This window comes from Tepidiforma sp. (assembly GCF_026419595.1).
In the GTDB taxonomy this organism is placed as follows: domain Bacteria; phylum Chloroflexota; class Dehalococcoidia; order Tepidiformales; family Tepidiformaceae; genus Tepidiforma.
Window position 1 is genome coordinate 39,583 of the sequence record NZ_JANZZD010000003.1, and the last position, 20,970, is coordinate 60,552.

Genomic DNA, 20,970 nt, shown 5'->3' on the forward strand with positions numbered 1-20,970 from the left:
CGATGAAGTTTATCGACTTTAGCGGGATGAGGGAAGGTCGCCGCGCATCCGCTGCCAGCGGAGCAGGTGGCCGAGCGCGACGCCCGCGCGCGCGATCGACGGGTAGGTCGCGATGCCGGCCCGCCAGCAGAGCTCCTGGAAGTCGAGCGACTGCTGAAAGCCCTCGACGTTCGTCGCCGGGCGGATGGCCACGACGATCGGCTTGCCGGAGGCGCCCTGGATGCGCCCGAGCGTCTCGGCCTGACGGACCATGCGGTTCCGGGCGTCGCCGATGCGCGCCATCGGCCCGGACCCGAAGCTGGTGTGGTAGAGGATGACGTCGACGTTCGGGGCATCGGCGACGGGCCGGAGGGTGGCCTCGAAGCCCTCGTCCTCCCACATCGAGGTAGTGTCGATCGGGTTGCGGATGCTCGTGCCGGCTTCGTGCGTGACCTTTGCGAGCGCCTCCTGCGTCTCCGGCAGGAGCGGCGGGAGGGCGAGGCCCGCGGCGGCGAGGTCGTCGGCGGCGAGCACGCTGGCGCCGCCGCCGCCCCCGACGACCACGATGTTCGGCCCGGCCAGGCGCTTCACGAACTGGAACGTGACCGCCATGTCCGTGAGTTCTTCGAGCGACTCGACGCGGATGGCGCCGGCCTGCCGGCAGAGGGCATCGAAGACCTGCAGCGACCCGGCGAGCGACGCCGTGTGGGAGTTCGCGGCGCGCGAGCCGGCTTCGGTGCGGCCGCTCTTCAGGATGACGAGCGGCTTGCGGGCGGCGGTCTCGCGGATGACGCGCGCAAGCCGCGGGCCATCCTGGATGCCTTCGAGATAGGCGACGATGATCCCCGTCTCGGGGTCGTTTTTCAGGTAGTCGAGGAAATCGGCTGCCTTGAGGTCGGCGCCGTTGCCGAAGCTGATGACCTTCGAGCAGCGCACCCCGCGCGGCGTCGCATAGCGGACGAACTCCCCGGCGTTCATCCCGGACTGGGAGACCATCCCGACGGGACCCGGCTCCGGCGGCTGGCCGGGCATCATCGCGAGGCGGGATGCCGGGACGTAGAGACCCATGCAGTTGGGCCCGATGATGCGGATGCCGGCTTCGCGGGCGCGGGCGACGATCGCCTGTTCCATCTTTGCGCGCTCGGCGTCGCCGGTCTCGGTGAAGCCGGCCGTGAACAGGTGGAGGACGCGGACGTTCTTCGCGATGCAGTCTTCGAGCAGCTGCGGAACGAACCGGGCCGGGACGGAAGAGATGACATAATCGATGTCGTCAGGGATGTCCCGAAGCGAGGGGTAGCACTTCAGTCCGCGGATGGCTGGCGCCGTCGGGTGGATGAGGTAGATGGGGCCGCGGAAGCCAATCTCCTGCAGCGACGCGACGAACCCGCCGCCGCCGAAGCCGGCGCCCTCCTTTGCAGAGACGCCGGCGATGGCGATGGAGCGCGGGTGGAAGATGAAGTCGAGGGCAGGGGCGTCGGGCACGTCGCTTCTCCGGGGGCGGTTCTTCACGCACGAATGCCCGGCCGGTGGGCCGGGCAGCGCCAGTCTACCAGAGGCCCGGCGGCATGCGCCCGTAGGCGCGGGCCGCGGTACACTGGCGCCCGGCGCCAGCCCACCACATCGCGGAGCCTGTCCAGGTGGCCATCATCCCCATCCGCCGCGCGGGCGACCCGGTCCTCCGGGAACCTGCGCGGCGCGTCCGCACGATCGATCGCTCAATCCACAAGCTCATCGAAGACATGTGGGAGACGATGTACGACGCGCCGGGCGTCGGGCTGGCGGCGCCGCAGATCGGCATCCCGCTCCGGGTCATCGTCATCGACGTGCACGACGAGAAGTACCAGCCGATTGCGCTCATCAACCCCGAAATCGTGAAGCGGTCCGGCCAGCGCACCTGCGACGAGGGTTGTCTTTCGGTGCCGGGGTTCCGGGGCCAGATCCCGCGGTCGGTGCGTGTCGTCGCGCAGGGGACGGACCCCTACACCGGGAAGATCGTGCGCATCAAGGCCGAGAACGACCTGATGGCCGAGGCGCTCGAGCACGAAATCGACCACATCAACGGCATCCTGTACATCGACTACCTGCCGAGCCCGGACGCGCTCATCCCGCTGAGCGATGCGCCGGAAGTGCGCGGCTGAGGAGTGCACCATGCTCATCGAGCACATCGAAGCGTCCGAAATCCTCGATTCGCGCGGCAATCCGACCATCCGCGTCGTCGTCGCGCTCGATGACGGCGCGGTCGGGACGGCGATGGTTCCCTCCGGGGCATCGACCGGGGCGTACGAAGCTGTTGAGCTGCGCGACGGCGGGACCCGCTACGGCGGCAAAGGCGTCCTGAAGGCCGTGCGCAACGTGAACGAAACGATCGCCGAGGCGCTGGCCGAGGCCGATGCCAGCGACCAGCTGCTCATCGACCGGGTGCTGTGCGAGCTGGACGGTACGCCGAACAAGTCGCGCCTCGGCGCGAACGCCATCCTCGGCGTGTCGCTGGCCGTAGCGCGGGCGGCGGCCGAGTCCTGGGGCGTGCCGCTCTACCGCTACCTCGGCGGGCCGACGGCGCGCGTGCTTCCGGTCCCGATGTTCAACATCCTGAACGGCGGCAAGCATGCGCCTGACAGCACCGACTTCCAGGAATTCATGGTGATGCCCGTCGGCGCGCCCACGTTCGCGGAGGGGCTGCGGATGGGCGCCGAGGTGTACCACGCGCTCAAGGCCGTCCTGCACGACGCCGGCCACATCGTCTCCGTCGGCGACGAGGGCGGGTTCGCGCCGTCGCTCGGGGGGAATGAGGCGGCGGTCGAGGTCGTGATGCAGGCCATCGAGCGCGCCGGCTACCGGCCCGGCGAGGACGTCGTGCTCGCCCTCGACCCGGCGACGAACGAGCTGTTCGCGAACGGCGCCTACACGCTCGCCAAGGAGGGGCGGACGCTGACCTCCGAAGAGATGGTGGCGCACTGGGCAGCCTGGATCGACAAGTACCCGATTCGCTCGCTCGAGGACGGGCTCGCGGAAGACGACTGGGAGGGCTGGAAGCTGCTGAACGCGCGGCTCGGCGAGCGCTGCCAGCTGGTCGGCGACGACCTCTTCGTCACGAACCCGGCGCGGATTCGCCGCGGCATCGCGGAGAAGTCCGCGAACAGCGTGCTCATCAAGCTCAACCAGATCGGGACGCTGACCGAGACGCTGGAAGCGGTCGAGGCGGCGCACCGGGCCGGCTGGACGACGGTCATCAGCCACCGCTCGGGCGAGACCGAGGATACGTTCATCGCGGACCTCGCTGTCGCGACCGGGTCAGGGCAGATCAAGACCGGCGCGCCGGCGCGGAGCGAGCGGACGGCGAAGTACAACCGCCTGCTCGAAATCGAGGCGGAGCTCGGCCGCCGGGCTGAATACGCCGGCTGGAACGCGATTCGCCAGCTCGGGCCAGCGCCGGCGCGCGAGCAGCCCGCCCAGCCGCGCCCGCGCCCACGCAGCGACCGTCGCCGCGGCCGGCACTGACATGGACGTTGCCCTCCGGGCTGCGGTCGACCGCCTGATGTACGAACAGGCGGTGGCGCTCCATATGCTGGACCTCGCCGGGCCGGGCGCGCTCGAGCGGAGACTTCCCGGTTCGGGAAAAGGCGCGGCCGAAATTTTCGGGGAGGCGGAGGAAGCGCTCCGGCGCATCGAGGCGCTGCTCGCGGGCGGCTCCCCGGAGGGAAACGCGTCGGGCCCACCGCCGGCTACTCCGCAGGATGCGGCGCCCGGGCTCCGGGCCCTGCTCAGGCGCGTCTTCGCTGCGGCTGCCAGCCTCGGCGGGCGGCGCCCTTCGGATGACGTGCTCCGCGAGGTGTGGCGAACCGCGAGCATCTACACGGCTCTCCGGCCGGAGCTCCTCGCCGCGTTCCCGGAAGCGGCGGACGACGCGGTCGTGCGCCGCTGGCAGCGGGCCCCGGAGCCGCCGGCTGATCCGCCGGGACCGGCGGCGGTCGACGGCGGCGAAGGCCCGGGGTAACGTTCGGGTCAGCACGCCCGGAGGTGGTCCCATGCCGGACCTCGACGCCATCGTCCGCGAACTCGATGCCCACCGCGAGCGGTTCGAAGCGTTCTGCCGGTCGCTCAGCGCCGACGAACTCGACCGCCCCGTGCCGCAGTCGACCTGGCTCGTCCGCGATTTCATCGCGCATCTCGCTACGATCGACGGACCCGTCGCTGAGATGTTCCGTGCGGTCCGGCGCGGCGAAGATGGCGGGATCCGGACGCCGGATGGTGCGCGGTTCGACGTCGACGACTGGAACGAACTCCGCGTGCAGGAGCGCCGGGCGCGCTCCGTGGAGGAGCTGCTGGATGAGGCGCGTCGGGAGCGCGAAGCGCTCAAGCGCGACCTCCTCGCGCTCACCCCGGAGGACCTGGAGCGTCCGCTCAGGTTCGCCGGCGACGCGAAGCGCCCGCCGGCGACCATCCCGCTCGGGATGTACCTCGCGGGGTGGTGCAAGCACGACCCGATGCACGTCGTGGACATGTGCCGGGCGCTGCCTGGGCGCGCGGAGGAGCTGCGCGGCTGGCTCGACGACCCGGTGGTGGCCCGCTACCAGGCGGCGATGAACCAGGCGGGATGAGCGGGCACCGCATTTCGCCTCCGCGCATCGACGGGCTGGCTTCCCGCGCCGCACGGCCGCCGGCGGAGCTGCCTGGCAGCACGAATGCCTGGCGCCAGACCGGCTTCCTTCTCGGCGAGGACGCCGACCTCGTGGTTGAGGGCCTCAACCTCGAAGGCGAGCAAGCGTCGGCTGCTGCGGGCGCGAAGTTCCGCACGCGGGCGGTCGCCGCTGTTTACGGGCCGTGGTCGCGCGGGTGGCTCGCGCGGCTCCAGGCGCTTCATGCGCTCGAATGGGGGGACTACTCCTCGGCCATCGTCCTCGCCCGCGCGGCAGCGGATTTCGCAGCCGCGGCCGCGGCGCTCGCGGAATCGGGCCTCGAAGAATGGTCGGCCTGGCTCGACGGCGGCGGCATCGGCGACGCGCACGAGCAGCACGCGGCGCGGTTCGACCTCCACCCCTTCCGCTCCGCCGAGACGCTGGCGCGTCTGCCCGAGCTCGGCGCCGTGTACCGGGAGGCCAGTGACCTCGCCCTGCCGCATTTCGGCGCGACGGCGCTGGTGACGGCCTCGGAATCGAGCGCCGAGCGGGTGCTCGCGACCTTCGGAGACCGCGATTTTCACCTCGGGCTCGCCGAGCTGGTGCTCGGCTGGCTGTTCCGGCTCGGTCTCATCCACTGGGAGACCGTGGGCACCAGTGCGGCGATGCCGCCAGCGCCGGAGGGCGCCGCGGGCTGGCGCGCCCGGGCCGAGCGTGCGCTCGGGCGCCGGGACCGCTGCCGCATCGAGCGGGTCGAGATCGACGGCATCGAACGGCCGCTCATCGTCAACTGGCGACGCGAGCCAAGGGCCGCGTCCCGTCGCGTCCTGCTGTAGGTCAAGCCGTCCGGACCCGCGCAAGCGGCCGGCGGTGTACCATCGGGACGATGACGCGAACCCGGCGCCTCGGTATCGCCGCGACGGCCCTCATCGGGCTGCTCGCGGTCGCCTGTAGCGGGGGCGACAAGGCCGAGCGAGGCACCGGCAACGATGCCGACTACCTCCGCGCGGTGTGCATCGGCATCGACCGGGTCTCGGACGCGCTGGTGAGCGCATCGTCAGCGAACGAGATCGCGGCGGCTATCGAGGAGTTCGCGAACACGATGCGGGCCATCAACCCGCCGCCGGACCTGACCGAGTACAACCGGCAGTTCGTCGCGTACCTGGATGCCGCGCTGAAGGATCCGACCTCGGTGGTGACGACGGCGCCGCCGCTGCCGCCCGATGGGCCGCGCCGCCGGCTGGCGCAGCTCGAGCCGAGCATCGCGGAGTGCCGCGAGCCGACGTTCTTCAGCCGGGGGCTGGAGTAGTCCGCCCAAACTGCCGGCCGGCGTATACTTGCGGAAACCCCGGACCGCCGGGACGAGGAGACCCATGCCGACACCGTATGCCTACTTCCAGGGAAAGATCGTGCCGCTGAGCGAGGCCAAGATCGGCGTCATGACGCACGCCTTCAACTACGGCACGGCGGTATTCGAAGGCATCCGGGGCAACTGGAACGCCGAGGACCAGACGGTCTACCTCTTCCGCGTGCGGGAGCACTTCGAGCGGCTGCAGCAGAGCGCCAAGATTCTCATGCTGCAGATGCACGACAGCATCGATCGGCTGTGCGAGATCGCCGTCGAGCTGGTCGAACGCAGCGGGTTCACCGAGGACGTCTACCTTCGGCCGATGGTGTACCTTTCGAGCGAGCAGCTCGGGGTGCGGCTCCACAACCTGGAGAGCGACACGCTCATCTTCCTGACGCCGTTCCCGGCGTACCTGCCTGAAGTCGCGCGGTGCCATACCAGCACGTGGCGCCGGGTGCAGGACACGGGCATCCCGCCGCGGGCGAAGGTGACCGGCATCTACGTGAACAGCGCCCTTGCGAAGACCGAGGCGAACGCCAACGGCTTCGACGAAGCGATCATGCTGAACGAGAACGGCCACGTCTCGGAGGGCAGCGGCGAGAACATCTTCATCGTGCGCAACGGGCGGCTCATCACGCCGACGCCGGCGGACAACGTGCTCGAGGGCATCACCGCCCGGAGCGTGATCGAACTGGCGCGGAACGAACTCGGCATCGAACTGGTCGAGCGGGAAATCGACCGGACCGAACTGTACGTCGCCGACGAGGTGTTCATGACGGGCACGGCTGCCCATCTCACGCCGGTAGTCGAGATCGACCGGCGGCCGGTCGGCGACGGTCGACCCGGGCCGATTACCCGCAAGCTGAGCGAGCTGTACTACGACTGCATCCGGGGCAAGAACGAGAAGTACCGCGCATGGTGCACGCCGGCACGCGTCCGCGTGGCGAACTGAACCCCGTCGTCTTTCGGCCGCCGCGCGCGATGGGCGTCATCATCGGCGGCGCCTTTTCGGCGTGGGCCGCCGTCGTCGCCTTCCTTGCGGCGTCGATCGCGTGGGGCGCCGAGCCGGAATTCAAGACGTTCCTCGCGTGGTCGATTGCTGCGGCGGCGCTCGTGCTGGCGGCGGTCTTCGCCGCATGGGCCGGCGCGGTGGGCACGCTGGCCTACATCGTCCGGCCCGACGTGCTCGAAATCCGCTGGGGCTGGCGGCGGGTGCTGGTCCCCATCGGCTCGATCCAGCGGCTGGTGCCCGGCAGGACGCTCGACCCGCCCGAAGTCGGCGGCATCAACTGGTGGGGCTGCCACGTCGGCGCCGGCGACGTGAAGCGGGTCGGCTACACGCTCTTCTACTCGACGCACGCGAGCCCGGAGGAGCTCCTGTACGTGGTCACGGACGGGGAGGCCTACGGCCTCACGGTGGAGGACCAGGCGCGGTTCGCGGAGGCGATCCAGGCGCGGGCGGCGCTCGCGCCCGTCGAGACCCGCGGCGAGCAGCGGTCGGTGGGCGTCGGGCCGGCCGCGCTGCCGCTCTGGCAGGACCGGGTCGCGCTCTGGGCCATCGGGGCCGGCGCCGCGCTTTGCGCGCTCGTCTGCGGCTACGTCTTTACGGCGTACCCGGGGCTGCCGGAGGTCGTGCAGCTGTCGTTCCCGTCGCTCGGCGGCATCGTGCGCATCGGTGACCGTTCGGAGCTGCTGGAGATCGCCTACCTCGCTGCCGGGATTTTCGCGGCGAACGCAGTGGTCGGCGCAGGTTTGCACGCCGTCGAGCGGGCTGCCGGGTTGTGGCTCTTCGCGAGCGGCGCGCTCCTGCAGGGGGTGCTGCTCGCGGCGGCGCTCATCGCGTTCGCGGCCGCCTGATGCGGCATCCGCGGGATGTGCGCAGTGCGCGCCCACGCGGTACGATTTCCGACAGGCCCCCGTAGCTCAGCGGATAGAGTGTCGGCCTCCGGAGCCGAAGGCGCAGGTTCGATTCCTGCCGGGGGTACCACCTCGCACCATGCAGTTCAGCGCCCGGGAGACGTCTCCCGGGCGTCGTTCGTCAGCAGCCGGGCGTACATCCCGGGGTCGACGTTGCCGCCGGACACGATGGCCGCGACGCGGCTCCCCGGTTCGACGGGCACCCGGCCCGCCAGCAGTGCCGCCACCGCGAGCGCACCGGTGGGTTCGGCGACGAGCTTCATCCGCAGGCCGAGGAACCGCACCGCCTCGGCGAGGTCGTCATCGGTCACCGTCACCACGCCATCGACGAGCCGCGAGACGACCCGGTAGGTGAGGACGCCGGGCTGGCGCGTCCGCGCGCCGTCGGCGATGGTCCGCGGCGGGTCGATGAGCACCGGGCGGCCGGCCGCGAGGCTGCGCACCCAGTCGTCGCCGTCAGCGGGTTCGACCCCGAAGACTCTTGCGCGCGGCTGGAGCGTCTTGACGACGGTCGCCACGCCGGAGAGCAGGCCTCCGCCGCCCAGCGGGACAACGACGGCGTCGACCGGCCCGGTTTCGGCGAGCAGTTCGAGCGCCACGGTGCCCTGCCCGGCCATGATCGCCGGGTGGTCGAACGCGGGGACCGGGACCGCGCCGGTCCTGCGGCTGAAATCCTCGACGAGGTCCGCGGGCAGCGCGGTTTCCCGGTCGTAGAACTCGACCCGCGCGCCGTAGCCGCGCGTGGCGTTGACCTTCGCTTTCGGGGCATCGGATGGCATGAAGATCGTCGCCGCGGTGCCGACGATCGTGGCTGCCAGCGCGACACCCTGCGCGTGGTTCCCGCTCGAGGCCGCGACGACGCCCCGCGCGCGTTCGCCGGCGGCGAGCTGCGCGAGCCGGTTGAGCGCGCCGCGGATTTTGAACGAGCCAGTTCGCTGCTCGTTTTCACAGGCGAGGAACACCCGCAGGCCGGTGCGGCTGTCGAGCTGGCGCGACGACGCCACGCGGGTCCGGTGCACGAGCCCGGCGATGCGGCTGCTGGCTGCCACGACGTCCGCGAAGGTGATCGGCAGGTCTGCGCCCATGCCCGTACGCTACCGCGGCGGCTGGGCCGCGGCCACTGGCGGCGCCGCCCGGGGGCCGGTACGATGCTGCCGCGGGGTGCAAAGGGGGCGCGGATGGCGCTCACGCTGCGGCGCGCGAACGGCGGCGGCTCGCCGACCCAGCCGGTGCTGCTCACGGCCGCTCTTGCGGCGGTCCTCGGCGCGTTCGTCTACCTGCTATGGGTGCTCGCGGGCATCGCCGCCGCTGGACGCGCAGAAGGCTCTCCCGAGGACGCGCTCCATGGAGGCGGGGCCGACGCCCTCGCGCAACCGGGGCCGCGTCGTTTCGATGGAACGTCGCCCGGCGCTATCGCGGATGCGCTCGCGGCGGCACTCAGCGCTGGCGAGTTCGAAACGACCGGCGTCGCTGTGGTCTCGCTGGATGGCGCCGTGCTCGGCGGCATCAACCTCGACCTGCCGGGGTACGCTGCCAGCACGTACAAGCTGGCGCTGCTCTACGAAGCCGAGCGGCGCGTCGCTGCCGGAACGCTCACTTACGACGACCGGGTGCCGGTGACCGACGAGGCCCGGGCCGAAGACCTCGGGACCATCGACCGGCTGCCCATCGCGGCCGACGGGACGGTCAGCCTCGGCGAGGCGCTCACCGCGATGGTGACGTTTTCCGATAACGCGTCGGCGGTGGCCCTGCTCAGGTTGCTCGGGCCGGCTGAGGTCGATGCGGCGCTGCGCGGCATCGGCGTCGCAACGATGTCGGTGAACGACCCCGGCCTGCCGGCGACGGCGCGCGACCTCGCGCTGGTGATGGCCGCGATCGCGCGGGGCGACGGGCTGACGCAGGGAGCGCGCGACCATGCGCTGGGGCTGCTCGCCGCGCAGGAGATTCGCTCCGGCATCCCGGCGGCGCTGGATGCTCTGCCGGGCGTTCGGCGGGTGGGCAACAAGACGGGCACCTGGCCGAACGCGACGCGCGACGTGGCCATCGTCGAGACGGACCGGGGCGCGTACGTGGTGGCGATCATGGCGGAGGGGGACTGGAACTGGGATCTCGTACAGCGCGCGGCCCGCGCAGTTCACGAAGAATTGACGCGCCGGTAACGGCTGCCTGATGCCCGGATGGCGCGCAGGGGCGAAGGTTCCCCGCGATGGGTCATCGCCCCGGATGGCGCCGGCTCACCGCCGCGGGATTCTTCGCCGCGGCTGGGCTGCTCGCCGCCGCCGCGTTCGCAGCAGCATTCGCGGCGGAACCCGGGGATAGCCGGGACGCTGCCCGCACGGGCGCCGCGGCCCCCGGGACAGCCACGGACGTATTGCCGCGCTTCCTGACGCTCGACGAGCTCGACCGGTATGCGACGATGGCCGGCTGGCCCGATGAGCCGGGCTGGTGGCCGGAGATGCGGCGCATCATCCTCTGCGAGACCGCGAACCTCGATCGCGAAGCGTTCAATCCGCAGGACCCGAACGGCGGCAGCTTCGGTCTCGCCCAGCTGAACGGGCGGTATCACTTCGAGCGGGCAGGCGAGGACTTCCGGCGGTGGTCCGACCCGGTGGTGAATCTCCGGACCGCGCTCTGGCTGCGCACGGTGCGCGGCAGGTTCGGCGGCGAAGGCGGCTGGGCGAACTGCGCCGCGCTCCTCGGGATACACTAGGAGCACGAGGAGGTGCACCGTGTTCATCGCGATGAACCAGTTCAAAGTCAATCCCGGCCGCGAGGCCGATTTCGAAGCCGGGTGGCGCACCCGCGAGAGCTACCTTTCGGAGGTGCCGGGGTTCGTCCACTTCGCGCTGCTGAAGGGCGATGAGCCGGGCGACTACATCTCGCACACCATCTGGGAGTCGCGTCAGGCGTTCGTGAACTGGACGCAGTCGGACGCGTTCAGACGGGCGCACGCGGGCGGCATGCCGGAGGGCATCCTCGCCACCCATCCCCGGGCGCGCTTCTACGAGGCGGTGATCGAGCAGGGCGCACCGCTCGCGCCCGCCCGTGGCTGACCTCGGCGGTCTGCCGCCGCTGAAGCCCGAGTACTTCGCGCGCGACGACGAATCGGACGACGCGCTCTTCTACGCGCAGCCGCGGCTGGTCACCCACATCGACGACGGGGCGATCCGCGCCCTCGAGGCGTTCTACGGCGACCTGCTGCCCCGCGGCGGGCGCATCCTCGACCTGATGTCGAGCTGGGTCTCGCACCTGCCGGCGGAGCTCGCGCCGGCGTTCGTCGCGGGGCTCGGCATGAACCGCGTCGAACTCGAACAGAACCCGCTGCTCGACGAGCGGGTGGTGCAGGACCTGAACCGGGACACGACGCTCCCGTGGCCTGATGCGCATTTCGACGCGGCCGTGTGCACGGTGTCGGTCCAGTATCTGGTGCGGCCTGTCGAGGTGTTCGCGGAGGTCCGGCGCGTGCTGGTGCCCGGGGGAGTGTTCGCGGTCGCCTATTCGAACCGGTGCTTTCCGACGAAGGCCGTCGCGGCGTGGCGCGCGCTCGACGACCGGGACCATGCTGCGCTCATCGCGCTGTACCTCGCCCACGCAGGCGGCTTCGAAGAACCGGTCGCCTACCAGCTTCGGCCCGGCGGACCGGGCAGCGACCCCCTCTACTGCGTCGTCGCGCGCCGGGGAGGCGCGGCCGGCATGACGTGAAGGTCGGTGGGCGGCAGCTCGAGCGTCCACTCCTTCTTCGCAGCGATACCGAGCACGTCGTAGGGGCGCGAGGGCAGGTCGACGACGAGCGAGGGGCCCGCGGCGAGGGGTTCGAACTCGAGCGTGTGGTTCGTTCCGTAGTCGAACTCCCGGCGGACCCGGGCCGGCAGGGTATTGACCGCCGCCGGTTCGCCGCGGCGGATGACGACCCGCTCCGGGCGAATCACGACGTCGACCGCATCGCCGGGCCGGGGGTCGCCGTGCCAGCTCGCGGCGATAGCCTCCCAGCCCTCGATTTCGAGTCGGAGCCCGGCGCCGGTTCGCTCGACAACGCGGCCCGCGAGGATGTTGGTGCCGCCGAGCAGTTCGGCGACGCGCCGCTGCCGCGGGGCGCGGAAGACTTCGTCGCGGGGGCCGGCCTGCAGCACCTCGCCGCGGTCGATGACGACGAGCCGGTCGGCGAGCAGATGCGCCTCGCGGAGGTCGTGGGTGACGAAGAGGATGGCGAGCTCGCGCTCACGGACGAGTTCGGCGAGGAGCTGGCGGAGGCCCTGCCGGAGCGCTTCGTCGAGCGCGGAGAACGGCTCATCGAGGAGGAGCACCCGGTGACCCGGCGCGAGGGCGCGGGCGAGAGCGACCCGCTGCGCCTGCCCGCCGCTGAGGGAAGCGGGCCGGCGGTGTTCGAATCCCGACAGCTCCAGCCGGGCGAGCCACTCGGCGGCGGTGCGGGCGCGGTCGGCGCCTCCGGCATCCCGGATGCTGAAGGCAACGTTCCCGCCGACGCTGAGGTGGGGGAAGAGCGCCGGCCGCTGCCCGGCGTAGCCGACGCCGCGGGCGTGGGCCGGGAGGTCGATGCCACGGGCGGCGTCGAAGACGACGCGGCCCGCGACGGCGATGCGGCCTGCGCGCGGGCGGAGCAGGCCGGCGATGGCGCGGAGCGTGAGCGACTTCCCCGAGCCAGACGGGCCGAAGAGGACGGTGACACCCGGCCCCGCTTCGAGCGTCACGTCGAGGCGGAATAGTCCTGCTTGGAGTGCCAGCGTGGCTTCGACGCCGGTCATGGGCGCTCCCGGCGGACAGCAGCCTGCAGGGCGACCGTGAGGAGCGACACCAGAACGAAGCCGATGCCCAGTGCAGCGAGGGAAAGCTGGTGGGCGAGCGTCTCGTTTCCGGCGAGGTTGGCGTCGTAAATCGCTGCGGGCAGGGAGCGGGTCTTGCCGGGGATGCTCGCTGCGACGACGACCGTCGCTCCGAACTCGCCGAGGCAGCGCGCGAAGGCGATGAGCGACGCCGCGACGAGGGACGGCCAGGCGAGCGGCACCACCACGAACGTGAACACGCGCCAGGGCGGCACGAGGGTCCGGGCAGCCATCAGCACCTCTTCGTCGACCTGTTCGAACCCTGCTGCTGCGGTGCGGATGTAGAGCGGGATGGAGACGACGGCGGCGGCGATCGCGGCACCCGGCCAGGTGAAGACGAGCTGGATGCCGAGGTCATCGAGCAGGAAGCGGCCGGTGGGGCTTTCGCGGCCGAGCAGCCAGAGGAGGTAGTAGCCGACCGCCGTCGGGGGGAGCACGAGCGGCAGCAGCGACATCCCGGAGATGATCGCCGCGATGGAGCCGCGGGAGCGCGCGATCGCCCAGGCGACCGGCGTCCCCAGCACGATGCAGGCGACCGTCCCAGCCGATGCGATGAGGAGCGAGATGCGCAGCGGGTCGAGGATGTCCATCGGTCAATCGGCCGACGGGGGTTCGAAGCCGTAGTTCGCCAGGTGCTGCTGCGCGGCCGGCGAAAGGAGCTGCTGGAGGACGCAGCGCGCCGTGCGTTCGGTCCCGGTGCCGGCGATGACCGCCCCGGCCTGGTCGACCGGCTGGTGGAGGTTGTCGTCCAGCACGCGGAACGTCGCGGGGTCGTGGCCGGCCAGCAGCGGCAGGGCGACGATGCCGAGGTCGGCGTTCCCTTTGTCGACGTAATCAACGGACTGGCGGGCGTTTTCGGCGAGGACGAGGCGGCCCTTCACTTGCTCGTAGATGCCGGCGTTCCGGAGGGCCTCCTCGGCGGCGCGCCCGTATGGGGCGTGCTCCGGGTTGGCGATGGCGATGCTCCGGTACTCCGGCGAAGCGGCGCTGGCGAGGTCTGCGGGCAGGGGGAGGCCCGGGCGAACGAGGAGGGCGAGGCGCCCGCGCGCGTACCGGGCCATGCCGCCCGGGGCGGCGCGGCCTTCCCGCGCGACCTCATCGGTGTACCGGGCATCCGCGGAGAGAAAGAGATCGACGGGGGCGCCGGCGATGATCTGGCGCGCGAACTGGCCGGACGAGCCGTAGGTCACGGTGATCGACGCGCTGCAGGCGGTTTCGAGTGCGCTGCGATACGCGTCCAGGGCGAGGCGGAGGTCGGACGCTGCGGCGATGGCGACGGAAGGGCGCATGCCTTCACCGGGCGCGGCCGCAGCGAGGACGTCGGTGACGTAGCCCTGCGGTTCGCCGCCGGGTCCGCCGTTCCCGCACGCGGCCAAGGCGGCAGCGGCCCCGAGGATGGCGAGAGAAGCGAGGCTCCGGCGGACGGCCCTCATGCGGGCACCTCCGACGGGGCGAGCAGCGATTCGAGCCAGGCGATGGTCGCCTCGGCTGCGGATGCGCGGGCCCCGCGGTTGAGGCGGCCGACCGGGGTCTCGGCGGGCTGGTCGGCGAGGCCGCTGAGGTAAAGGCGGCAGACCTCGAGCTGGCGTTCGATGAGGCCGCGCCGGTCGGCCGGGCGGTCGAGCACTTCGAGAAGGGCGAGCTTGAGGAGCAACTCCTGCCGCACCTGCCGGAGGCGGGGGACGGGGGCGGCGAGCCAGACCTCGGCAGCCTCCTGACCGGACCGCGTGAGTTCGAACACCTTGCGGGGCGGCCGGCTGCCGTGGCGTTCTTCGCGCCAGGTGACCATGCCAGATTCGGCGAGGCTGTGGAGGTGCCCGTAGAGGGTCGGCGGTTCGAGCGGGAACACCTCGCTTGCTCCGAGCCGCTCGAGCCGGGCGACGAGTTCGTAGCCGTGGGCCGGCCCGGCGAGGAGGGCGGCGAGGAGGCTGAACCCCGGGGCGCCGGGTTCGGTGCGGGCTTTGCGCGGCATGGGCGCAGGATACTCGAAATGCGACTATTCGCTAGAGGACCATCGGCTCGCGGCTCGTGAACTCGTAGAGCATCGCGGGACGGTGCGCGCCCTGCTTTTCGAAGCGTCCGGTCGGGCGGACGATGCCGAGGCCCACCACGCGGCGGCGAAAGTTCCGCTTGTCGAGCCGTTCGCCGAGGATGGCCTCGTAGGTCTGCTGCATCCGGGTGAGGGTGAACCGTTCCGGGAGCAGGCTGTAGACGACGTTAGTGTATTCGAGCTTGTTCCGGAGCCGCTCTTCCGCGTAGGCGATGACCCGGTCGTTCTCGAAGGCGGTCGGCGGCTGCGGGTGCACGGGATGCCATGCGGGCCGCCATTCGCTTTCGCTCCGCAGGCGGGTGCGGCCGATATCGACGAGGGCGAAGTAGGAGACGACGACCTCGGCGCGGCCCTCGCCGAGGCGGTCGAACGTGTAAAGCTGCTCGAGGAAGACGTCGGACACGCCGGTTTCGTCTTCGAGTTTGCGGCGGGCGGCAGCGTCGAGCGTTTCGCCCGGGAGCAGGAGGCCGCCGGGAAGCGCCCACTGGCCCTTGCAGGGCTCGGCGGCGCGTTCGATGAGGAGCACGTTGAGGCGCTCCTGCCGGACCGTGAAGATGACGACGACGACGGCGACGGCCACGAAGGGAGTGTAGCCTGCCGCGGGCAACGGTCTGCGGGGGCTCCGGCTCGTGACCGTCTCCGGGGGCGGCCGTACAATGGACCCCGGCGGCACTGGAGGGGTCGCATAGTGGTCTAGTGCGCCCGCCTGCTAAGCGGGTTCCGGGGTAACTCGGTCGAGGGTTCGAATCCCTCCCCCTCCGCCACTCTCCCGCCCCGACGGGCCCATGGCGCAGCGCTTCTATCTGTGGACGGTCGGCTGCCAGATGAACAAGGCGGACAGCGAGAAGCTGGCTGCCGGCTTCCTGCGCCTCGGCTTGCGGCAGGTCGACCGGATGGAGCGGGCCGACCTGATCGTCCTGAATACCTGCAGCGTCCGCCAGCACGCGGAAGACCGCGCGTATTCCAAGCTGGGCCGCATCCGGCAGCTGAAGGCGGAGCGCCCGGACATCAAAGTCGCGCTGATGGGCTGCATGGTCGGCCTCAAGACCGACGAGCTGGAAAAGCGGTTCCCGCAGGTCGACGTATTCGCCCGGCCGCAGCAGTTCGAGCCGATCATGGCGCTCGTCGAAGAGCCGGCGGAAGACCTCGGCGGCGAGTTCTGGCCGCGGACGTATGCGGTGCCGGAGGGGCCGACGGCGTACGTGCCGGTCGTGCACGGCTGCAACAAGTTCTGCACCTACTGCATCGTGCCGTACCGTCGCGGCCGGGAGCGCAGCCGGCCGATCGATGAAATCGTCCGGGAGGTGGCCTACCTCACCGTCCACGGAGTGCGCGAGGTGACGCTGCTGGGGCAGACGGTCGAGGCGTACGGGCACGACCTCCCGGGGCAGCCGGACCTCGGCGACCTCATGCGGGAGCTCTCGCAGCTGGAACGGCTGGAGCGCATCCGCTTCCTCACGTCGTACCCGAAGGACATGACCCGCCGGATTCTCGAGGCGGTAGCCGAGCTGCCGAAGGTGATGGAGTGCTTTTCGCTCCCGGTCCAGGCCGGGTCGGATGCCGTGCTCGAATCGATGCGCCGGGGCTACACCCGGGCGGAGTACCTCGAGAAGATCCGCGAGGTGCGCGAGCTGATGCCGGGCGCCGGCATCACCACGGATGTCATCGTGGGCTACCCGGGCGAGACGGAGCAGGACTTCGAGCAGACGCTGTCGCTGCTCGAGGAAGTCCGGTTCGACAAGGTGCACGTGGCTGCCTACTCGCCGCGGCCCGGGACGATCGCGTGGCGGAAGCTGCCGGACGACGTCCCGGCGGCGGTGAAGTCGGAGCGGCTGCACCGGGTCGAGCAGCTCGAGGCGCGCATCGCCGAGGAGCTGAACCGTGCCTACGTCGGCACCGTGCAGGAGATCCTGGTCGAAGGCATCCGGAACGGGCAGCCGTTCGGCCGGACGCGCACCGGGAAGCTCACGCACCTCGATGCGCCGGCCCGGATCGGCGAGATGGTGCAGGTTCGCATCGAGCACGCAGGGCCGTTCTCGCTGCGGGGCCTGCCGGTGGATGCCCTCGCGCTCGTCTGAGGGTTTTTCAGAACATCTCCGGTCAATCAGGACACGGAACAGCGAGGCCGCCCTGTGAGGGGCGGCCTCGAAGTGTTCGAATGCGGGGTCGTGAGAAAGCTGGTGGAGCTGAGGGGATTCGAACCCCTTACCTCAACACTGCCAGTGTTGCGCTCTCCCGATTGAGCTACAGCCCCGCCCTTGTCTCGCCATCATGCTACCAGCAGGGCGCGTTCTGCGCCAAACGTTCGGCGGCCGCGGTCAGTGGCGGGTGCGCGGGTCGAGGGCGTCGCGCAGCCCGTCGCCGAGGAAGGTGAAGCAGAGCATGAGGGTCGCGACCATGAGGGTCGGCCAGATGAGCTGGACCGGGTGGACCTGGATGGAATCGAGGCCGGAGCCGATGAGGGAGCCGAGCGAGGCGTTCGGCGGCGGCACGCCGAGGCCGATGAAGCCGAGCGTGGCCTCGGCGAAGATCGCGAGCGGAATGCCGAAGGTCGCCGAGACGATGACCGCGCTGAGCGTGTTCGGGAGCATGTGGACGCGGACGACCCGCCACGGGCTGGCGCCCATCGCGCGGGCCGCAGCGACATAATCCTGCTCTTTGATGGAGAGCATCTGGCCGCGGACGAGGCGGGCGACGGTCGTCCAGCTGACGAACGAGATCGCGATCACGGTAACGAGCAGGACGCCGTTGAAGCCGGGAATTTGCGGGTCGCCTTCGCCGATGATCGGCCAGTCCCGGCCGAGGAGGACCTGCCGGAGCAGGATGATCGCGAGGAGGTCGGGGAAGGCATAGGCCAGGTCGGTCAGCCACATGAGGATGGTGTCGCTGTAGCGGCCGGCGAGGGCGGCGGCCATGCCGATGGTGACGCCGATGAGGAGCACGATGACCTGCGTGCCGAGGCCGATCTTGAGCGAGAAGAGCGTCCCCTGCAGGAGCCGCGCCCAGAGGTCGCGCCCGAGCGTATCGGTGCCGAGCCAGTGGTCCCGGCTCGGGTTCTGCTCGGTCGCCTGGAAGTCGGGAACGGTCGGGTCGTAGCGCTGGACGGTGCGGCTGAAGTCGGCCGCGAGCGACACCGTGAGGATGACGAGAAGGATGACGCCCGCAGCAACCGCGAGGCGATTCCGCAGCAGCCGCTGCCACGCCTGGGCCCAGAGGCCGCGCTGCTTCGTGTGGAACTGCTGTTCGAGGAAGTCGTAGGGCTGAGCGATTGGCTGATCGGTGGCGGCCACGTGGCTGGTCCTGGCGGATGGGGTGTCAGTAGCGGATGCGGGGGTCGGCGAACCCGTAGAGCAGGTCGACGACGAGGTTCATGAACGCGATGACGACAGCATAGAAGACGGTGACGCCCATGATGAGCCCGTAATCCCGGATGAGGACGGAGCGGACGAATTCGCGCCCGAGGCCGGGGATGGCGAAGAGCGTTTCGATGACGAGGGAGCCGGTGATGAGGCCGGCGAAGATCGGCCCGAGCACGGTGAGAACCGGGATCATGGCGTTCCGCGCGGCGTGGCGGATGACGACGGCGAACTCGGCGAGGCCCTTCGCCCGCGCGGTGCGGACATAATCCTGCCGGAGGACTTCGAGCATGGAGGCGCGGGTGATGCGCGCGATGAACGCCATCGGCAGGAAGCCGAGCGCGACCGTCGGGAGGACCACCTGCCGCCAGTTGCTGAAGTCGCCCCGGAACCAGTCCGTGAAACCGTAGTCGGAGCTGAGGACGTTGAACCAGCCCAGCTTCACGGCGAAGACGATCGTGAGAATCGGCGCGAGGACGATGGAGGGCATCGCGGCGCCGATGGTTGCGATGAAGACGCCCGCGTAGTCGCCGATGCCGTTCTGGTTGAGCGACGAGAAGATGCCCAGCCCGAGGCCCAGGACCGTGGCGAACAGGAAGGTCGCGATGCCGAGCTGGATCGAGACGCCCATCCGCTCGCGGATGATGTCGGTGATGTTGCGGTTGTTGGCGATGGAGATGCCGAAATCGAACTGGGCGAGGTTCTTGAGGTAGTTGAGGTACTGGACGGGCAGGGGGTCGTCGAGGCCGTACCGTTTCTTGAGGTTCTCGAGCGTCGCCGGTGGCAACGGCTTATCGCTATCGAACGGGCCGCCTTCGACGGCGTGCATGAGGACGAAGGTGATGGTGGCGATGGCCACGATGAGCGGGATCATGGCCAGGACGCGCCGGACGGTGTAGGCGAGCATGGCGGGTTCCTTGGTTGAGCGGCGGCGGGGAGTCGAACGGGCTCCCCGCCGCCGCCGTGGTCGTCAGGCTTCGGCGCCGGCTACTTCTTCGAGGTCTTCCAGAGCTCGATGTACCAGTCGCCCGGGACGAAGGTATCGCCTGGCCGCTTGTTCTCCACCATGCCGGAGATGTGCGGCTTCACGAGGAAGGCCGCGAGGGTGTGCCAGAGCGGCGCCACGCCGTTCGCTTCCTGGAGGAGGATCTTCTCCGCGTCGCGGTAGAGCTGGCGGCGCTGCTCGTCGTTCGTGTTGAACTTCGCCTTCTCGATGACCTGGTCGAGGGCCGGGACGCTCGTCTTCGTCTTGTTGAGCGAAGCGCCGGTCTCCCAGAGGCCGAGGAACCAGTTCTCCGGGTCCGGGTAGTCTTCCTGCCAGCCGCCGGTGACGAGCTGGAAGTCGGAGCTGTTGAACCGGGAGGAGCGGGTCTTCGAGTCGACGAACTCGAGCTTGATGTCGATGCCGAGGTGCTTCTTCCACTCGGCCTGGAGGAACTCGCCGAGGAGCTTGTTCGTCTGGGTGTCGACGAGGAGCAGAGTGAGCTGCGGGAAGCCCTGGCCGTTCGGGTAGCCGGCCTTGGCGAGGTTCTCCTTCGCCTTGGTCGGGTTGAAGCCGAGGATGGAGTCGTACTCGCCGCCCTTGAGGCCGTTGCGGGCCGGCGGGACCCAGCTGGTGGTGGGCGTGTTGGCGTCCTTGAAGACGACCTTCACGAGGGTCGCGCGGTCCGTCGCCTGCGAAAGGGCCAAGCGCACCTCGGGCTTGTCGACCGGGGACTTCGTGACGTTGAACTCGAGGCCGATGGTGCGGGTCGCCGGGTAGAGCTGGAGCTCCTTGGCGAATTCGGTCTTCAGCTTGTCGAGCTCCGGCTTGTTCGCGACGGTGGCGTCGACTTCGCCGGTGCGGTAGGCGTTGTTGAGGACGGCCGGGTCATCGACGTACTTGAGGACGACCTTTTCGACACCGACCGGCGTGCCCACCCAGTTCGGATTCGGCTTGAGCTCCATGCTCGCCTTCTCGGTGTAAGCGCTCGGCATGAAGGGGCCGTTGTAAACGTTTTCCATGGGGCCCGGCCACGGGGCGTCGACGCTGGCGAGCTTGTGCTTCGGCGCCGGGAAGGTGGGCCACAGGGCGAGCAGGATCGGGAAGGTGGGCTGCGGCTCCTGGATCTTGACCTCGAGCGTCAGCGGGTCGACCGCGCGGACGCCGACCTTCTTGCGCAGCTCTTCCTTCTCGGCAGCCGACTTGTCGGCGGCGTTGTAGTAGTCGTCGCAGCCGACGATGTTCGTCAGGATGTACTGGTAGTGGCCGGCAACGTCCGGGTTGCAGGTCCGCTGGATGCCGAGGACGAAGTCCTCCGCCGTCAACGGCTGGCCGTCCGACCACTTCAGGTCTTTCTTGAGCTTGACCGTGTAGGTTTTGCCGTCGCTCGAGACCTGGGGCTGGCCGTCTGCCATGGCCGGCTGCGGGTGGTCGTTGACGTCGAGGTGGTACAGGCCGCGCCAGACGTACACGAAGTGGGTGATGTCCTGCGCGAAGTCGGAGAAGTGCGGATCCCAGGTTTCGAACTGGGTCGCGCCGATGGTGATGGTGCCGGACGGCTTGGCGGAGCCGCCGCTGGGGCTGGTTGCGGTCGCGCCCCCGGACCCGCCGGAGCCGCCGTTGTCGTCATCGTCGCCGCAGGCGACGGCTGCCGCCGCCACGGCAACGATGGCGAGCATGCTGAGCAGCATGCGCCAGTAACGTTTGGTCATCGGTCGTGGTTCCCTCCTCTTTCTCGATTGACCGGACGGTAAGGTGCTCCCGGGTTTCTTTTGTGTCAATGAATCTTTACCCGGATGCGCGGGACGTCACTGATTCGCAATGTGCGCTCGCCCACCTCCTCCCCTGGGCCGAGGCGCTGGCCTTGCCGAGGGTACGCTC

23 protein-coding genes and 3 tRNA genes are annotated in these 20,970 nt (G+C 70.2%); 15 read left to right on the forward strand and 11 right to left on the reverse strand.

Annotated elements, in window-relative coordinates; genetic code table 11:
* Window positions 1-18 precede the first annotated feature (18 nt).
* Window positions 19-1,461: a CoA-binding protein gene (locus N2041_RS02540; RefSeq protein WP_297675501.1), complete on the reverse strand. Its 1,443-nt coding sequence runs from the start codon at window positions 1,459-1,461 to the stop codon at window positions 19-21.
* Window positions 1,462-1,616: 155 nt separating this feature from the next.
* Between N2041_RS02540 and def the strand changes: the two genes are divergently transcribed.
* The 9 genes from def to N2041_RS02585 all read left to right on the forward strand — a co-directional run bounded on the left by def (window position 1,617) and on the right by N2041_RS02585 (window position 7,930).
* Window positions 1,617-2,117 carry a peptide deformylase gene (gene def / locus N2041_RS02545; RefSeq protein ID WP_297675503.1) on the forward strand — a complete coding sequence of 167 codons (501 nt, stop codon included), beginning with the start codon at window positions 1,617-1,619 and terminating at the stop codon, window positions 2,115-2,117.
* 10 nt (window positions 2,118-2,127) lie between these two features.
* Window positions 2,128-3,477 (forward strand): phosphopyruvate hydratase, encoded by a 1,350-nt coding sequence (gene eno / locus N2041_RS02550; RefSeq protein WP_367187676.1) that lies wholly within the window; start codon window positions 2,128-2,130, stop codon window positions 3,475-3,477.
* Window position 3,478: 1 nt separating this feature from the next.
* Window positions 3,479-3,973 carry a hypothetical protein gene (locus N2041_RS02555; protein ID WP_297675505.1) on the forward strand — a complete coding sequence of 165 codons (495 nt, stop codon included), beginning with the start codon at window positions 3,479-3,481 and terminating at the stop codon, window positions 3,971-3,973.
* A 31-nt stretch (window positions 3,974-4,004) separates the two neighbouring features.
* Window positions 4,005-4,577 (forward strand): maleylpyruvate isomerase N-terminal domain-containing protein, encoded by a 573-nt coding sequence (locus tag N2041_RS02560; RefSeq protein WP_297675507.1) that lies wholly within the window; start codon window positions 4,005-4,007, stop codon window positions 4,575-4,577.
* On the forward strand, window positions 4,574-5,431 hold the full coding sequence (locus N2041_RS02565) for a hypothetical protein (RefSeq protein WP_297675509.1): 858 nt from the start codon (window positions 4,574-4,576) through the stop codon (window positions 5,429-5,431). The genes N2041_RS02560 and N2041_RS02565 overlap by 4 nt, the downstream gene beginning before the upstream one ends.
* Before the next feature lie 50 nt (window positions 5,432-5,481).
* On the forward strand, window positions 5,482-5,904 hold the full coding sequence (locus N2041_RS02570) for a hypothetical protein (RefSeq protein WP_297675511.1): 423 nt from the start codon (window positions 5,482-5,484) through the stop codon (window positions 5,902-5,904).
* Between the two features lie 64 nt (window positions 5,905-5,968).
* A complete protein-coding gene (locus N2041_RS02575; RefSeq protein WP_297675513.1) occupies window positions 5,969-6,895 on the forward strand; it encodes a branched-chain amino acid transaminase in 927 nt (308 codons plus the stop codon).
* A complete protein-coding gene (locus N2041_RS02580; RefSeq protein ID WP_297675514.1) occupies window positions 6,859-7,800 on the forward strand; it encodes a PH domain-containing protein in 942 nt (313 codons plus the stop codon). The genes N2041_RS02575 and N2041_RS02580 overlap by 37 nt, the downstream gene beginning before the upstream one ends.
* A 55-nt stretch (window positions 7,801-7,855) precedes the next feature.
* Window positions 7,856-7,930 (forward strand) — tRNA-Arg (locus N2041_RS02585).
* A gap of 16 nt (window positions 7,931-7,946) precedes the next feature.
* Here the strand turns inward: N2041_RS02585 and N2041_RS02590 are convergent.
* Complete coding sequence (locus N2041_RS02590; RefSeq protein ID WP_297675516.1) at window positions 7,947-8,945, reverse strand: threonine/serine dehydratase; 999 nt, start codon at window positions 8,943-8,945, stop codon at window positions 7,947-7,949.
* 93 nt (window positions 8,946-9,038) lie between these two features.
* Between N2041_RS02590 and N2041_RS02595 the strand changes: the two genes are divergently transcribed.
* From N2041_RS02595 to N2041_RS02610, 4 genes are all read left to right on the forward strand, one after another.
* On the forward strand, window positions 9,039-10,019 hold the full coding sequence (locus tag N2041_RS02595; RefSeq protein ID WP_297675518.1) for a serine hydrolase: 981 nt from the start codon (window positions 9,039-9,041) through the stop codon (window positions 10,017-10,019).
* A 212-nt stretch (window positions 10,020-10,231) separates the two neighbouring features.
* Window positions 10,232-10,570, forward strand: coding sequence for a hypothetical protein (locus N2041_RS02600; protein WP_297675520.1), 339 nt, complete (start codon window positions 10,232-10,234; stop codon window positions 10,568-10,570).
* A gap of 19 nt (window positions 10,571-10,589) precedes the next feature.
* Window positions 10,590-10,913: an antibiotic biosynthesis monooxygenase gene (locus tag N2041_RS02605; RefSeq protein WP_297675522.1), complete on the forward strand. Its 324-nt coding sequence runs from the start codon at window positions 10,590-10,592 to the stop codon at window positions 10,911-10,913.
* Entirely contained in the window at window positions 10,906-11,562 is a 657-nt protein-coding gene (locus N2041_RS02610) for a class I SAM-dependent methyltransferase (protein WP_297675524.1), read from the forward strand. Before N2041_RS02605 ends, N2041_RS02610 begins: the two co-directional genes overlap by 8 nt.
* Here the strand turns inward: N2041_RS02610 and N2041_RS02615 are convergent.
* From N2041_RS02615 to N2041_RS02635, 5 genes are read right to left on the reverse strand one after another with little or no spacing between them, the layout of a single operon-like run.
* Entirely contained in the window at window positions 11,517-12,623 is a 1,107-nt protein-coding gene (locus tag N2041_RS02615; protein WP_297675527.1) for an ABC transporter ATP-binding protein, read from the reverse strand. The genes N2041_RS02610 and N2041_RS02615 overlap by 46 nt on opposite strands.
* Window positions 12,620-13,291 (reverse strand): molybdate ABC transporter permease subunit, encoded by a 672-nt coding sequence (gene modB, locus N2041_RS02620; protein ID WP_297675529.1) that lies wholly within the window; start codon window positions 13,289-13,291, stop codon window positions 12,620-12,622. Before modB ends, N2041_RS02615 begins: the two co-directional genes overlap by 4 nt.
* A 3-nt stretch (window positions 13,292-13,294) precedes the next feature.
* On the reverse strand, window positions 13,295-14,134 hold the full coding sequence (modA, locus tag N2041_RS02625) for a molybdate ABC transporter substrate-binding protein (protein ID WP_297675531.1): 840 nt from the start codon (window positions 14,132-14,134) through the stop codon (window positions 13,295-13,297).
* Window positions 14,131-14,673 (reverse strand): PadR family transcriptional regulator, encoded by a 543-nt coding sequence (locus N2041_RS02630; protein ID WP_297675533.1) that lies wholly within the window; start codon window positions 14,671-14,673, stop codon window positions 14,131-14,133. The genes modA and N2041_RS02630 overlap by 4 nt, the downstream gene beginning before the upstream one ends.
* Before the next feature lie 31 nt (window positions 14,674-14,704).
* Window positions 14,705-15,331, reverse strand: coding sequence for an NUDIX domain-containing protein (locus tag N2041_RS02635; RefSeq protein ID WP_297675535.1), 627 nt, complete (start codon window positions 15,329-15,331; stop codon window positions 14,705-14,707).
* A gap of 94 nt (window positions 15,332-15,425) precedes the next feature.
* Here N2041_RS02635 and N2041_RS02640 point away from each other — a divergent pair.
* Together N2041_RS02640 and miaB are read left to right on the forward strand one after the other, a co-directional pair.
* A tRNA-Ser gene (locus N2041_RS02640) sits at window positions 15,426-15,515 on the forward strand.
* A 21-nt stretch (window positions 15,516-15,536) separates the two neighbouring features.
* Window positions 15,537-16,829, forward strand: a complete 1,293-nt coding sequence (miaB, locus tag N2041_RS02645; protein ID WP_297675537.1) for a tRNA (N6-isopentenyl adenosine(37)-C2)-methylthiotransferase MiaB — start codon at window positions 15,537-15,539, stop codon at window positions 16,827-16,829.
* 100 nt (window positions 16,830-16,929) lie between these two features.
* On the opposite strand, the gene N2041_RS02650 is transcribed toward miaB, so the two are convergent.
* The 4 genes from N2041_RS02650 to N2041_RS02665 form a co-directional block, all read right to left on the reverse strand.
* A tRNA-Ala gene (locus tag N2041_RS02650) sits at window positions 16,930-17,005 on the reverse strand.
* Window positions 17,006-17,069: 64 nt separating this feature from the next.
* Window positions 17,070-18,041: an ABC transporter permease gene (locus N2041_RS02655; RefSeq protein WP_297675539.1), complete on the reverse strand. Its 972-nt coding sequence runs from the start codon at window positions 18,039-18,041 to the stop codon at window positions 17,070-17,072.
* 25 nt (window positions 18,042-18,066) lie between these two features.
* Window positions 18,067-19,014 (reverse strand): ABC transporter permease, encoded by a 948-nt coding sequence (locus N2041_RS02660; RefSeq protein ID WP_297675541.1) that lies wholly within the window; start codon window positions 19,012-19,014, stop codon window positions 18,067-18,069.
* A gap of 80 nt (window positions 19,015-19,094) precedes the next feature.
* A complete protein-coding gene (locus tag N2041_RS02665) occupies window positions 19,095-20,801 on the reverse strand; it encodes a peptide ABC transporter substrate-binding protein (protein WP_297675544.1) in 1,707 nt (568 codons plus the stop codon).
* Between the last annotated feature and the right edge of the window lie 169 nt (window positions 20,802-20,970).